The sequence below is a fragment of the Rhizobium sp. 862_C5_N1_2 genome, from assembly GCF_051811205.1.
GTDB classification, from domain to species: domain Bacteria; phylum Pseudomonadota; class Alphaproteobacteria; order Rhizobiales; family Rhizobiaceae; genus Rhizobium; species Rhizobium leguminosarum.
Genome location: NZ_JBPWPT010000001.1, coordinates 3,542,818 through 3,557,421, shown reverse-complemented (window position 1 = coordinate 3,557,421; position 14,604 = coordinate 3,542,818). Strand labels below are relative to the sequence as shown.

Here is a 14,604-nt window from a genome sequence, read left to right as displayed (position 1 = left end):
CTCGACCGGCGACGCTGAGTTCAGTCACGCGGACATTCAGGTCGGACCAACCATACATCATCATACTGCGTAATCGCCAACCAGCAGGCTCTGGACCCGAGGATTGGATCCGTCTTTCTCAATTGCGTGTTCGATGCGTGCCCGTATCGACCTGTATTTATACAGCATCTTACGGTCGAAGCTTATTCCGCGATACAGCGAGTTGTAAATCGGATGTGCTTTGCGCAGGTCGACGTAGACCTGGCTTTCCTTATCGGTCCATGGAAAGAAGGTTCCGTGCCATGGCTTCGGATGCGCCATATAATGGACGATCGACAAGGAGGACATGTTCACCAGATGAAGGAACTGTTTGGGAAAGTTCCAGCGGTTCGATACGAGGATGAGCGCTGAACCGCAGACATAATTCAATGCGCCCTGATCATGTTTGCCCTCGCAGGCCTCGGGATTTTTAGCAAAAAGCTCAAGCGCCTCCTGCCCGATCCAGCCGTTGCGATGGAATTTCAGGACTCCCGCGTTGAAATAGTGGCTGCTGCTTCCAGTATCGAGGAAGTCATGGATCGCCGTATAATCTCGCGCCGCGAAAAACCGGCCCTCTGGCACCGTGGCGCTTTCGAACGCACCGAGATCGCTGACGATCTGGGTATCACCGTCGAGGTAGATGATCTGAGTATAATTGTCAGGCAGGATCTCGCAAAGGACCAGTTTGGCCATCGTGCTGACGCTGATGCGTCCCTGGAAATGCGAACTGTCGAGTTTGCCGAGCGAATCCTGCAGCGCTTCGGTCGCATCGATCAGTATGACACTGCTCCTTGCAAGCAAGGCCTTCAGCTCCCCGAAATTATCGAGATGTTCCGACAAGAGGACGCAGACATCGGTCGCGGGGCTTGCGAATTTGCGAGCCTGAAGCGCCGAGAGAATAGTCGGAAATGAATACTCGACATCCGTAACGTAGACGACGCACTGATTGTTCATGTCATCACCCTTCCGATTGTCCGCAATACAAATGAATCGGCATTGTCTTTCCAGTCGAGGGAACAGTTGTGAATTGCGCTGACGGGTCTGTCATATGAAGGCCCTGTTCGGTATATATAGCCGGCGTCCAGACCGGTGGAGCTGAATCGGTGTCTGGCTGCCGGCGGCTTTTGTGTGTTTCATTGTTGAGATATTCGCCATGAAGAGTGCCTTGCCTGTCACAGGGCTGTGTTTCGACTTCTTGTTTCGCGGTACGACGATTGCTGCCGGGACCCTTGTCGGAATGCGGAGGGAAGGGGGATTGTCATGCTGATCACCGCGCTCGTGGCAACCGTGATTTCGATCGCTGCCGGGGCTGCCATCCGGGCCTGGGCTTTCGCAATTTTTGCATTCCTCGTGGCAATCGGCTTCGGCAGCGTGGCTTTTGCCGACGGGTCTTCGGTGACCGTGGGCGCGCTCTCCGGTATCGCCATCCTCGCGCTCATGGAAATCGGCTATCTGGCAGGCGCGTTCCTGTCGGGGCTTTTGCGGCGTAGTGCCAGGCTGCGGGAAAACAATTCCGTCGCAGATAGCGTCGCGACCACCACTGAGCGCCCGCAAGGCTAATGTTGGCATAGAACCTGCAGCATATCCTTGTGCGGATGACCTTGCCGGAGCGCATTCGTCCGACCGGCCACTTTTACACGCGATCCTTGAAAGACGCGGCGCGGCCAGCCGAGGTCGACCCAGTGCCGACATGCCGATGGCTTGACGAGATCGCCATCCCGCGCGGTGGCTGAGCTTCACAGCGGGCCTCATCGTGTTGAAAACATCGGGGCTCTCGGCAGAGATGTCGATGTCTCCAGTGGGGTTCGGTTGGCAAGCGATCGGTTTGCGCGCCGTGGTGCGATATTGGTTGCCGCCAGGCAGCCGGCCGCCAGACCCGCCGTCGTGCTGAACAGCAAGCCGAGATCGGTACCGCTTCCCGATATCGCCGCCGAGGCGACCTGCGCGATGGATGCCATAACCGCAGCGTTTCCGATCGCGCGGATCTCCCGATCGCCTGACATATGCCGGCCGGAGGCTCTCACAAGGCTGTACAGGAAGGCGGCGAAGAGAAGAGTGCCGGTCAATCCGACATTGGAGAGCAATGCAGCGATGAAGCTCGAGGCTCGAACCGTGCCGAGCCCGGCGCCGAAGGTGGCTGTATCGACGAATGCGATCAATGCCAGCGTGTTCCAGGCAGTGCGCTCTTCGCCGGATTGCGATTGAAGCTTGTCCGACAAGGTGGTGTTCACCAGGCCGGCGATGGAATCCCACGCATCGGGGACAAGGCTTAGCGCGACGATCCCGCAGGGAATCAAGAATAGCGTGATCACCAGGAGTGTCACGTGCGGGGTCGCGGCCGGGCCGCTGATCAGTCGTTTCAAGCAATACAGTACGAACATGCAGACAACGAAGATGCCGGCGATATAGGCGGTTGTCGACGTGCAAAGGACGATCGTCGGGCCGATGAAAAGCGTTGCAAGTCCGGCCATACGGCTTTGGATGCGCTCCAGCCAGAGCATGAGCGTGAAGGAAAAATAGGCCAATGCGACCGCGCCATAAGTGCTTGCTTCCGGGAACGGACCGACGATGCGTTTGAAGCCGCTGATCGTCTCGGCCGTATGCATCGTATAATTCGCATTTCTGATGACATCGAGCAGGTAGGACTGGTCGGTCAGAAACGTTCCGATATCGATCAGCGCCAGGGCAAAACATACGATCGAGGCCACGATCAACTGCAGCGCGATGAAACGGGCATAGCCGAGCCTGGTAAGCCCCGAGACGACGGCAAAGCAGGCGAGGTCGCCAAGCAGATAGACGGACTGGCTGAGATTGGACGAACCCGGCGACAGGGGAGCGGCCACCGTCGACATCATGCCCGTGGCGTCTCGTGCAGAGGAGTAGACGAGGGTCGCCCCTGCAAAGATGCGGGGCAAAAAGAAAGACGATGCCACGGAAAACAGGATGTAGGCGGCAAACCAGAAACCGGGACCCGGATAGGCGATGCTGGCCAGCATGGCCTGTGTTTGAGCCGGGCGCAGCAGGGCGGCGGCCACGAGAAAAAGCACCAGAAGATGGCTCGGCTGGATGCTGCTGCCGCCGAGCGCGGGCAATTGGAGAGCCGCCGCCGCCCCCAGCAGCGTCGACAGGCAAAGGGTCGCAATCGCAAATCGCGCGCCGTTGACCATGCCGAGCAGGCCAAGCAGCAGAACGATGAAACCGATCGGTTCTATCGACATGCTTCAAATCCCGATCCGGACGGCGAGCGGCGGAGGCATCGGTTTTGCCGAAGACCGGCATCCGCCTTTCGGGGCGATGCTTGAGGCGCAAGCCGCCAGCTGTCGTCGATGGTCACAACCGCCCCCTAATTCGATCCCGTCTGGGATATCCAGCCGGGAGCCGCCTGATTATCGCCTGCCACCTTCGACAGCGGGACGGTCGAGGTTTGCTGCTGCGGCGCGGACTGCAACTGCAGCGGAGGCGACGGCGTCTGAAGGTCCGTATCGATGCCGATTTCGACGACATCATGCGGCCGCAAGGTGGTCGTCTCGTCCGCCTCGATGTTGCGATAAGTCCCGTCTTCGTTGCGACGCACGATCCTGTAGTTCTTTTGTGCTCTGCCAAGACCCGGCGTTTCCGTATTCATCTGAGCGAGCTGCGCGCTGTAGCCAGCCTGCTCGCCCAGAAGCTGGGCCACCTGGATGTCGATCGCCGCCCTGCCGATCGCGAGATTGACCTGGTTCAGCAGCTCCTGGTTTTCACTGTTCTGCCGATTGACGATATTGATCTTCGAACGATCGGCTTCGCTGAGCCCCTGGCGAGCCGTGGTCAGAGCGACTTCGAGATCGATCAGGGTGCCTTGTGCATCCGCGACCCCGCGGTCGACCGAGACCTGACGGGAATTGCTGACCAGGCCCTTGCTCACCAGGCTGTTGACATTATCCAGTTCCTTTTGCGCGAGGTCGATCTGCCGCTTCTGCGAATTGATCTTGGCCTCGAGCGACTGGACCTGCTGGCCGTAGAGACGGGTGAGGTCGCTCGCCGCATCGATCTGGCTTTCGACATCGACACGTCGCAGCCGCATCAGGTTCAATTCCTGCGCCTTCAGCTTGTCTACATCGGGCGTTCCGGCGAGCTCGGCAGGGATCTCGAAACTCTGTTCGCCGGCGATCTCGGCACGCAACCGCGCCTGACGCATCAGAAGATCGCGCCGGTTGAGAATGGCCGTTCGATAGGCTCCGGCAGCCTGGATCCGGTCGCGCTCGAAGACGGTATTCTCCTCGCGCTCCCGAAGGAAGCCGCCGGCGATGCTGACGGCCTTCATGACCGTCATATCGGCTTCAAAAGCATAACGCCCGGGGGTCTGCACTGTCCCGGTTACGAAGATCGGCGCATGCTGGGCAATTTCCACGGCGATGAACGGCTTTCCCGGCAGTTCCGCCTTTTCGGAGAGCGCAGTGGCGATCGCATCGGAAACCTGTTCCGTCGTCTTGCCAATCGCCTGCACCTGTCCGGCGATCGGGATCGCCAGATTGCCGGCATCATCGACTGTATATGTCCCGCCGAGTGCTTCCCAGCTGGCATACCGGGAATCCGAAGATCGCCATTCGACGACGCGCAGTCTCACCTGATCTTCCGGCACGAGGGTATAGTTTTCCGCATGGGCGACGCTCCAGCCGGTCACGCAGGAAAATACCAGCAAGGCAAGAGCGGCGGAGATGAGGCGATCGGACAAGGATGTGCGCTGCATTGTCTGCTATCTCCGTTTCGTTGCGATCGACGGCGAAGGCATCTCGCGCGGCGAGGGATTGCCGAATTCGAGAATGCGGGACGGCGAGGCGCGGCCGACAAGAAGATCGGACAGCGCCAGCAAATTGCCGTTCAAACGTCCCCAGCGGTCGATCAAGCGATCATTGAACAATAGGCCCCGCGTATTCGCCAGGATGTTACGGCCGATCTGCGCAACGGCACGGCCCTTCGACATCGTGCCCTTCCGGATCAGGTAGACAGGATTGGCAACCTGCGAATAGCCGAGTCTTCGGCCGGGCTGGCGCCCGGATCTGACGCCGAGATGCACCCCGCGGGCGCCTTCGACGCGTACGGACCTGCCGTAGCGGGCGATGGACCGGCTGAAATCGACATCCTCGAGCCAGCCGTAGAGCGGCAGTTGTTCATCAAAGGCCAGTGCGTGCTCGAGAATGGGTGAAAGGCGAACCGCCATATTGCATCCGTAGGCGTTATAGACTTCCGTCACCTGCTCGGCTCCTTCGGCCGCAGTTTCAAGAACCAGCAGGGCGTTTGACATGCTGAGGCCGCCGTCGAGGATGCCATCGGCCAGAACTTCACCGGTGGCGATTGCCACGTCGGGGTTTGCCGCAAAGACAGCCGCCATCCGCGACAGGAAGGTCGCGGCGGGAATGAAGTCGTCATCCAGGAAGATCAGAACATCCGTATCGGCGGCGGCGGCCTGGATGATCCTGTTGCGCTGAGAGGTCAGGCCGCGGCTGCCGACGATGACTTCAACATCGAGGCGCTCGGTGAGCCCGGCGGCGTCGTCGATCGTGGGCACGCAGACGATCAGCCGCTCGGGCTGGTCCGGCAGGGTGGTGAGATAATCGATCGTCTCCCGCAGTATCGAGGGGCGGCCTGCCGAAGCGATCCCCACAGCCATTCGCAACGGGCGGTTCGCGCGCTCAGCCATGGCTTCAGCGCGGCAAAGAACAGGCGCCGGCCCGATCCGGCCGTCCTGCCTGGTTGCTTCTGCCGAAGGCGAGGTCATGAGTGCATTCTTTCCGGTGCATGGTTGATGACTGCGCCGAGGATCTCCGCGCCGACATTGCGCAGGGTGTCGATGACGCGCAGGGTATCGTCGATCGAGGTGCGTCCGTGCGAGGTGACGACGAGGACACCGTCCAGCTCCGGTGCGATCGCATTGGCATCCGGCGAAGCAGAGAATGCGGAAATGTCGATGAATACGGCGTCGAACTCCTTTTTCAGGTCGGCGAAGCTCAACTGCGTGCGGCGGGAACTCAGGCGAATGGCCGGCGTCACTGCTTCGACCTTGCCGAGGGGGAGGAATTTCAGTGTCGAAGTGAGGGGCAATGCCGCCGTCTGGATCAGTTCGCCATTGTCGAGAACATCGACGAGGCCTGTGGAACTATGGGGCGCGATCGATTTGCTGAGTGACGACCTCTGCGCAGCCGCATCGATCAGCAGCGTGTGAGCCCCTGATCTCGACGACAGCACTGCAAGTTCGCATGCTATAGTCGAGGCTCCGCTGCCTGGATCAACGGCGACGATTCCAATGACGACCCGGCGTTTGCGTCGAAGACCGACGACCGTCGCGCTCAGTTCCGCCATGCCCGGAATAACAGGATAGGCGGCTATGCTGCTGCTGCCGGTACCGGCGGGGAGGAAACGCGCAGGGAGATGGGTCTTCCTCGATGTCGCCAGCAAAGTGACAAAGGGCAGCCCACTGGCTTCAGCGATCTGATGAGGGCGGATGATCCGGCGATCGCCGACGTGCCTTATCATGGCGAGTGCCAAGCCGACGCCAAGACCGACCGCCGCCGCAAAGGCGATGATGAGCGTGCTGCGCGGTCTGGCTTTCGAAAGAGGCAGCGTGGCCCGCGAGACGATCGTGGCATCGGACACCGGGTAGGTGATGCGCTGCCGGGCTTCCGTCAGCTGGTTCAAGGTATTTTCATAGAGGCTGCGGCGGGCATCCGTTGCGCTCTGCAGCTCCGCAAGCTTGAACTGATCGCGCGGGTTGCTCGTGAAGCTGGCCAGGGCGCTGGCAGCCTCGGCCAGTCCACGCTGCTGCTCGCTTACGAATCTTTCCAGCCATTCGCTATATTGCCGGGAAGCATTGGCCTTCATGGCGATATTCTTCTGGATATATTGCCTGGCGAGCATATCGGCGATGTCGACGGCCCTCTGAGGGGTCGACGCAGCCGCCGAGATCTCGATGATCGTCGAACTCCCGACCCGGCGTATTCCTATCATGTTCAGCAGCGTGGCGATCGCCCGATCCTGGATCCGCTCGTCCTCCGCGTGCGGTTGTGCTTCACGCGGCCCTGTGCCTGCCGCTTCCTGCGATTCCGTATCCGGTTCAGAAGAAATCCCCATCAACCAGTTCTTTGCCCTATCCTGCAGCGAAGGCGTCTGATCGACAAAGTCAGGATCGGTATCGAGACCAAGTGCCCTTACCGTTCCGCCGACGACATCGCTGGATCTGGCAATCTCCAGCTGTCCCTCTATGAACGCGTCTTCCGCGAAAGCCCTCTGTGCTTCAGAGCCGCTCACCTGTGGGACAATCACAAGTTGCGTGCTGGCAACGAAAGTCGGCTCGGCGGTCAGCACGTAGGTCCCGGCCATTGCGAGGAAGGCAAAAGTTGTCGCCAGAACCCACAGCCAGCGCATTCTGAGAAAGAAAAGCATATCCCGCAAGGTCAGCGGGGAGTTCCCGCCGGGAGCTGCGGCAGCCAGAGGTATCGGCGAAACGCCGCTGAAGATCGTGCTGGAGGTCATATCGTCCTAATCCAAAATGGCGAGATCACGGAGTAACCAGGTAGTGGCAGCTTGGAGGGGACGGAGGGAGTAGCATATCTTCCGATTTCGGGCATGCTCGGCAGCTCTCCCCTTGCATGCTCAGTACGAGCCACGTTGCGAAAACAGAGCGGGAATGGTCTTGGCAATGATGACGAAGTCCCGGCCGAGCGACCAGTTGTCGAGATAGTGAACGTCGAGGGAAACCCGGTACTCGTAACTGACATCGTTGCGCCCGCTGGTCTGCCAGTGACCGGTCAGGCCCGGGCGCACCGCCATGTAGGCCCATACATGCTCGCCGTAGCGCGGCAATTCCTCGGCGGTGATCGGCCGGGGGCCGACAAGGCTCATTTCGCCACGCACGATATTGATCAGTTGGGGCAGCTCGTCGATGCTCGACCGCCGCAGAATCTCGCCGACTGCCGTGATCCTCGGATCGTCCTTCAGCTTGCGTGTCGCTTCCCATTCGCTTCGCGCAATCGGGTTGTTTTGCAGCAATTCGGCAAGCTGAGCACTCGCATCGGTCTTCATCGTGCGAAACTTGAGGCATCCGAACGGTGCTCCGCCGACGCCGATGCGCGTATGGGAATAGAAGACCGGGCCGCGGTCGCTTATCTTCACGATCACCGCGACGATCAACAGAAGCGGGGAAAGCAGGATCAGTGCAATGATCGCGATGAGAAGGTCTATCGCGCGCTTCGACGATCTGCCTGCCGCACGAGGCCGGGACGAATGGAGATCGCCGCCTTTCGCGGACCGTCCGACACGCGACCAGGCCTCGAAACTATGTGCTTCCCATGTCATCAGTGGTCTCCAAAATATTCCGATTAAGAACCATTCAAAGTTTGCTGCGCCGCACTCTTGTTGTCTGTTACCAAGGTCATAATCCTTAATAAATTCTTTATGCTACTAAACGGCATTCGAGAATTCCGACTAGTCCTCGATGGCCTCTTTTCATTGCAAATGCCAATCTAACCTACTTCGAGGTGATAATCCGCAGGTATTCATTTATATTTTTGATATCCACATATCTATTATTGCTTATTTTTAACTCATGAAGACTTTTTAATAAGCACCTGTCTTCAATCGTACAATCTATCTTCGGTTCCGTCGAGATTTTGATTTCGATTGCTGATGTATTTTTGTTTTCAACTAAATGTAGACTTGATCTTTACGCTATCTCTCTGGGATGTTATTTGACACCCATATTAAGACAATATAGATGATGCAGTGCAGCATTTCCTATGGTTATTCGAGTACTCGGAGTTATGCTCATGGATGGGGCGACACACGCATCAGCTCGCAGGGCCGGCATCGGCAAGACGGCGATATCGGCTAACGGCAGCATTCATCTCAACAGCCGCATCGTCATCGACGACGAATTTCTTTCCTGCCGGTCGAGCGTCCGGCGTTTCCGGCGCGGCGAGGTCATCGCCGGGGCCGGCGTCCTCGTCGATACCTTCGCTCGTGTGCATTCGGGGGTGGTCAGCGCCAGCACGATGCTGCCCGACGGCAGGGAATTCATCGTCGAGATCATTCCGAAATCCGGCCTCATCGGCGAGCTCGAGGTTCTGCGCAGGCAGACGTTGAGTCTCGAATACCGAGCCGGTTCCAACTGCGAACTGCATTTCTTCGAAGGCCGGCTGCTGCGCGACATGTACGCCAGCGATCCCTGCTTTCGCGAAAAGGTCTTCTCCAGGGCGCTGGCGCGTATTTCAGAGCTCGAACTCCGGATCATTGCAAATGCGGCGTCGAGCCTGCAATCGAGGCTGGCCAGCACGCTGCTGCGGCTCTCCGCTGTTTACGGAAAAGATGCGGCAAACAGCGGGGACGAACTGATCATCTCGCAAAATGACCTGGCCGCAACGCTGCCGGCGTCTCGCGAGAAGGTCAATCAATGCCTGCGGCGCCTGCGGGAAAGCAAGATCATCGACGGGGGGCAGGGCAAGATCCGCATTCTCAACCGCAAGGCGTTGGAGGCCTGTGCCAACGGCGCGGTTTCGGTGAAGTGATGCGCCCATCGCTTCCCGGGGTTCTCCGATCTGCCACAAGCGTCGGCCGCTTTCCCGGCCCCGGCACGACAAAGATCGATCGCGTGGTCATCATCGACGACTATTCGGTGGCCAGAGGCGGTGCGACGGCGCTGGCGGTGCTGTCCGCCAAGCTTTTTCGGGGGCTCGACATCCCCGTGACCTATATTTGCGGGGATGACGCCGCCAATGCGGAGCTTGTCGCCCTCGGAGTCTCAATGGTCGGGCTGAACAGCCGCGACCTTCTCAGCGCCGAGCGTGCGAAGGCTTTCGTGACCGGCATTCACAATGGCGCCGCCGTTCGTATGGTCGCGAACTGGATTGCCGCAGAGGACACCGCCAATACCGTCTACCATGTCCATGGCTGGCACCAGATCCTGTCTCCCGCGATTTTCAAGGCGCTGGTACCGGTCGCCAGACGATGCGTGGTTCACGCGCATGATTTCTTCACGGCCTGCCCCAACGGCGCCTTCTTCGACTATCAGGCGCAGGAAATCTGCCTTCGACGCCCGCTCGGCGGAAGCTGCATTGCGACGGCCTGCGACAAGAGAAGTTATTCGCACAAATTGTGGCGGGTTGCCCGGGGCTCCAATATCCTCCGGCTGCTGAAGGATCAGGCCGATTTCGGCCGGATCATCCTTCTGCACGAGAAGATGGCCGGCTTTCTCGTCGGCGCCGGATATCGGCCCGAACGGCTGACGACGATCCGCAATCCCGTCGCTCCGCTATCCATCAAACGCATCGAAGCGGAGGCCAATGAGGAGTTCGTCTTCATCGGGCGGTTGGATGAGGAGAAGGGCATTGAGGACGCCGTGGCCGCCACGCGCAAAGCCGGCGTCAAGCTTTGCGTGATCGGGGACGGGCCGCTGATGCCGCTGGTCGCAGCTTCGGGAGATCACGTCAGGGCCGTGGGCTGGCAGTCGCATGCGGAGATCGGCCCGACCATCGGCAAGGCGCGCGCCCTGTTGATGCCGTCGCGCTATCCCGAGCCGTTCGGCCTCGTCGCTATCGAAGCCGCCAGGAGCGGTCTGCCCGTCATCATGTCGCGCAGCGCCTTTCTCGCCGAAGAAATGCAAAGAGCCGGCATGGCGCTTGCCTGCGATACGGCTGACGAAAGCGCCTTTGCCGATACTTTGACGAGATTTAGCCAAATGCCGGGGCATGAGGTCCGCGCCATGAGCGAGCGGGCTTTCCGGCTGTCGCCGGATCTCGCCTCGACACACGAGGAATGGCGCGACGCGCTTCTTGCCGAATACCAAAGCCTGATTTCGACGAATGCGGTTCCCGAGCTGACAGACGGTGTGGCGATACAAGGAGTATTGAGTTGACTCTTAAAGCAACAACCTCTCTTCCCGACGCGAGAGCATTTCTCGGCGATGCGCCGGTGATGGCGAAAAGACGTGTCACGGAGGCCGGAGGCGCGAGCGATACCAAGCAGCTTCGTGTCGCCATCGTGCATTATTGGCTGGTTTCGATGCGCGGCGGCGAGAAAGTCGTCGAAGAGCTGTGCCGCATGTTTCCGCAGGCCGACATCTTCACCCTCGTCTGCAACCGGGATCGCATCAGCGATTTTCTGAAGACGCGGAACATCCGCACGTCCTTCCTGCAGAAGATCCCCGGCGCGCAACGGCATTATACCAAGATGCTGCCGCTGATGCCCTTCGCGCTCGAGCAGTTCGATCTGCAGGACTACGATCTCGTGCTGTCGAGCGAATCCGGACCCGCCAAGGGCATCATCACGCGCGCCGACGCGCTGCATGTCTGCTACTGCCACTCGCCGATGCGCTATATCTGGGATCAGTTCCATGTCTACCGTCATGGCCTGCCCTGGGTGGGTCGCGCCTTGATGTCGATCACGGCACCCATGCTGCGCGCCTGGGACGTGACGACGTCCTCGCGGGTCGATGTGTTCGTCGCCAATTCCGATTATGTCGCAAGCCGCATCCGCCGCTTCTACGATCGGGAATCCATCGTTATCCATCCGCCCGTTGCGACTGACGATTTTGCGGTGGGGAAGGGAAAAGGCGAATTCTATCTCTATGCGGGACAGCTGACCACATACAAGCGGCCGGATATTGCCGTTCGCGCCTGCACCGAGGCCGGGCGGAAGCTGGTCGTGATCGGCGAGGGAGAGCAATTGGCTTATCTGAAGTCGATCGCCGGACCGACCGTTGAGTTTCTCGGCCATCAGCCCTTCAACGTTCTGCGCGACCACCTGTCGCGATGCCGCGCCCTGTTGTTTCCGGGCACGGAGGATTTCGGCATCCTTCCGGTGGAAGCCATGGCGTCAGGGCGGCCGGTCCTGGCTTTCGACGCCGGCGGCGCCAGAGAAACCGTTTCCTCGCCGCAGGTCGGGTTTCGCTTCGGGCAGCAGACCACGGAAGCTCTGTTGGAAACGATGGCGGCGTTCGAAGAGGTGGAGGACGATATCGATCCGCATGCAATCCGTGCGCACTCGCTGAAATTTTCTTCCGCCGTGTTCCGCGACCGTCTGTCCGGTCTCATTGAGCAACAACTGTCCACCCATGGCGACCGATCCGCCGACGTCTTCAGAAGACGGCCGGGCTGATGGGAAGGCCGGAGCTGCCTGTCTTGCCGCTGCGACCGAAACCGCCTCAATCCGCCGACGAGGAATAGAAGATAGATCATGTCAAGCGTATCTCAGAGGACGGCGACGGCGAGTATCTGGACCATCAGCGGAAAGTTCCTGGCGCGACTGCTCGATTTCGTCAGCCTCCTGATCCTCGCAAGGCTTTTGAGCCCAGCGGATTTCGGCCTGGTCGCCATCGCGACCTCGGTTCTGGTCATCGTCGAGACAATTTTGGACCTGCCGCTGACGCAGGCCCTGATGCGTCAGCCGTCGCCTTCGGACGATATGTTTGCCACGGCCCTTACCCTCAGCCTGCTTCGAGGCGTGGCCATCAGCACGCTGATGATGATCATCTCCTGGCCGATGGCTTTGATCTATGACGATTCCCGGCTTTTCTCTCTTGTCGCCGTGCTCTCCATCGCGCCTGCCATGCGCAGTGTGATCAGCCCGCGCATGGTTCTCTTCATGCAGCGGTTCGATTTCAAACGCGAGTTCGCACTCGATCTCATCACCAAGGGGTCGACGCTGCTATTCGGTGTCGGGGTGGCGGTCGCGACCGGCAGCTATTGGGGGTTGGCGATCGGCGCGGTTGCAGGCCCGACCGCCGCGGCGGTCACCTCCTATGTCTTTGCGCCGATGAGACCGAGGTTCAGCCTTTCCGAGTGGAAGCACTTTCAGGACATGATCAGTTGGAACACCGTCTCGCAGGTGCTGAGTTCGATCAACTGGCAACTGGACCGGCTGCTTTTGCCGCGCTTCACCGGCTTGTCGACGTTCGGCGCCTTCAGCGTCGCCGACAATATCGCCGGTATTCCGTACCAGACCTTCGTCGGGCCATTGTTGCGTCCGCTGATGGCGGCATTCTCGACCGTCGATGACCGTCGTAATCTGATCGCTGCCTATCTGAAGGCGACGAACGCGATCACCTTCGTGGCAGCGCCCATCCTCATCGCGCTCGCCCTGCTTGCCGAGCCGGCCGTGCGGATCATCGTCGGCGAGAAATGGGCATCTGCGGCGCCGATTCTGCAATGGCTGTGCATCGTCAGTTTGCTCGGTCTTCCCACGAACATGATGCCGCCATTGGCTATGGTCCTGAACAAAACCCGCTATCTTGCTCTCCGGATGTTTGCCGAGTTCGCTGTCAGGGTTCCGGTCACCATCCTGGGCATTGCCTATTTTCAGGTGGCAGGAGCACTGGGCGCGCGGATCGTGGCGGTGCTTGTCGCCTATGCCGCATCGCTCATCATCACGCGACGGCTGATCGGCGCGACGTTTGCCGCTCAGTTGCACGCCTTTTTACGGCCTCTGGCGGCAAGCTTGCCGATGATCGCTTTCCTGCTGTGGATCGAGCCGATGCTCTCCGCCATGCCTGCCGGCCTCAACCTTGTCGTCAGCCTGGCGCTTTGCGGCGGAGCGGCAGTGGCGATCTTCTGGGCCTTCGCGTTGCTGCTGTGGCAGATTCTGGGAAGGCCCGACGGCATCGAGACCATTGTCGTCCAAAGGCTCATGCCGCGACGAAACGGGGTTCTCACCTTTTGATCGAGACAAGTGTAGTCCAACGATTGGTTTGGCGTTTTCGGAGGAGCAGAATGCGTTACGGGATATCTTCTAAGGCTCTGGGTTTGCTCATCGTTCTCGGTCTGGGGGCGTTGCCCGGCCAGCCCAGCGTGGCTCAGCAACCACTCAATATCAATGCGTATCAGCTAACGTTCGAGGAGAGTTTCGACAGTCTCGACGTCTCTGCCTGGGGAGAGAGAAGCTCCCGCTGGATCGCCCATACGCCCTGGAACGGCGATTTCGGTGACGCCCGTTTCACCGATCCGGCCCCCGGCTTTCCGTTTACCACCGATCAAGGAATTCTGAAGATCGAAGCGCGCAAGGAGGCCGATGGAACCTGGCGCTCGGGCCTGTTGTCGTCGGTGAACCCGAAAGGCGAAGGATTCTCGCAGCAATTCGGTTATTTCGAAGCCCGGATGAAGCTGCCGCCGGGCAAGGGCGTCTGGCCAGCCTTCTGGCTCATCGGGCTCGACCGGTCGAAATACACCTCCGAGATCGACGTGCTGGAATATTATGGGCGCGCGCCCTACGAATTCAGCATGGGCTTCCATATCTGGCGTCAGAGCCAGGGCGGCCAGAACAGCACCGGTGGCCATTGGCAAACCGTCCAGGACGGAATTCTGAACAGCGAATATCACACCTACGGCGTCGATATCCAAGCTGACAAGACGAGCTTCTATCTCGACCGTCAGTTCATCTGGAGCTTCGACACGCCGAAGGAATTCCACATGCCGTTCTATCCGCTGGTGAACCTGGCACTCGGCTCGGGTTGGCCGATCGATGAAACGCCCAATCCTTCCATTCTGCTTGTCGACTATATTCACGTCTACCAGCGCAAGCCCACCGACGCGGCAAATTGAAAAGCCGGGGATAGCCGTTCCG

Annotated in this window: 12 protein-coding genes; 6 read left to right on the top strand and 6 right to left on the bottom strand. The window is 59.7% G+C overall.

Features of this window, described 5'->3' with window-relative positions; all coding sequences use genetic code 11:
- Positions 1-60 precede the first annotated feature (60 nt).
- Entirely contained in the window at positions 61-972 is a 912-nt protein-coding gene (locus tag ACD590_RS17800) for a glycosyltransferase family 8 protein (protein WP_018243369.1), read from the bottom strand.
- 306 nt (positions 973-1,278) lie between these two features.
- Here ACD590_RS17800 and ACD590_RS17795 point away from each other — a divergent pair, with 306 nt between their 5' ends.
- Positions 1,279-1,578 carry a hypothetical protein gene (locus ACD590_RS17795; protein ID WP_026188511.1) on the top strand — a complete coding sequence of 100 codons (300 nt, stop codon included), beginning with the start codon at positions 1,279-1,281 and terminating at the stop codon, positions 1,576-1,578.
- Positions 1,579-1,766: 188 nt separating this feature from the next.
- On the opposite strand, the gene ACD590_RS17790 is transcribed toward ACD590_RS17795, so the two are convergent.
- The 5 genes from ACD590_RS17790 to ACD590_RS17770 form a co-directional block, all read right to left on the bottom strand.
- Complete coding sequence (locus tag ACD590_RS17790; protein WP_018446936.1) at positions 1,767-3,236, bottom strand: hypothetical protein; 1,470 nt, start codon at positions 3,234-3,236, stop codon at positions 1,767-1,769.
- A 125-nt stretch (positions 3,237-3,361) separates the two neighbouring features.
- A complete protein-coding gene (locus ACD590_RS17785; protein WP_247264522.1) occupies positions 3,362-4,747 on the bottom strand; it encodes a polysaccharide biosynthesis/export family protein in 1,386 nt (461 codons plus the stop codon).
- A 6-nt stretch (positions 4,748-4,753) separates the two neighbouring features.
- On the bottom strand, positions 4,754-5,776 hold the full coding sequence (locus ACD590_RS17780) for a glycosyltransferase family 2 protein (RefSeq protein ID WP_183619322.1): 1,023 nt from the start codon (positions 5,774-5,776) through the stop codon (positions 4,754-4,756).
- Positions 5,773-7,527 carry a GumC family protein gene (locus ACD590_RS17775; RefSeq protein WP_439003114.1) on the bottom strand — a complete coding sequence of 585 codons (1,755 nt, stop codon included), beginning with the start codon at positions 7,525-7,527 and terminating at the stop codon, positions 5,773-5,775. The genes ACD590_RS17780 and ACD590_RS17775 overlap by 4 nt, the downstream gene beginning before the upstream one ends.
- A 120-nt stretch (positions 7,528-7,647) precedes the next feature.
- Positions 7,648-8,349 carry a sugar transferase gene (locus ACD590_RS17770; protein WP_439003113.1) on the bottom strand — a complete coding sequence of 234 codons (702 nt, stop codon included), beginning with the start codon at positions 8,347-8,349 and terminating at the stop codon, positions 7,648-7,650.
- A gap of 470 nt (positions 8,350-8,819) precedes the next feature.
- Here ACD590_RS17770 and ACD590_RS17765 point away from each other — a divergent pair, with 470 nt between their 5' ends.
- From ACD590_RS17765 to ACD590_RS17745, 5 genes are all read left to right on the top strand, one after another.
- Positions 8,820-9,557, top strand: coding sequence for a Crp/Fnr family transcriptional regulator (locus ACD590_RS17765; RefSeq protein WP_018446931.1), 738 nt, complete (start codon positions 8,820-8,822; stop codon positions 9,555-9,557).
- A complete protein-coding gene (locus ACD590_RS17760; RefSeq protein WP_439003112.1) occupies positions 9,554-10,903 on the top strand; it encodes a glycosyltransferase family 4 protein in 1,350 nt (449 codons plus the stop codon). The genes ACD590_RS17765 and ACD590_RS17760 overlap by 4 nt, the downstream gene beginning before the upstream one ends.
- On the top strand, positions 10,900-12,144 hold the full coding sequence (locus ACD590_RS17755; protein WP_047619003.1) for a glycosyltransferase family 4 protein: 1,245 nt from the start codon (positions 10,900-10,902) through the stop codon (positions 12,142-12,144). Before ACD590_RS17760 ends, ACD590_RS17755 begins: the two co-directional genes overlap by 4 nt.
- 78 nt (positions 12,145-12,222) lie before the next feature.
- On the top strand, positions 12,223-13,704 hold the full coding sequence (locus ACD590_RS17750; RefSeq protein WP_439003111.1) for a lipopolysaccharide biosynthesis protein: 1,482 nt from the start codon (positions 12,223-12,225) through the stop codon (positions 13,702-13,704).
- Positions 13,705-13,754: 50 nt separating this feature from the next.
- Complete coding sequence (locus tag ACD590_RS17745; protein WP_026188509.1) at positions 13,755-14,582, top strand: glycoside hydrolase family 16 protein; 828 nt, start codon at positions 13,755-13,757, stop codon at positions 14,580-14,582.
- Positions 14,583-14,604: the final 22 nt, after the last annotated feature.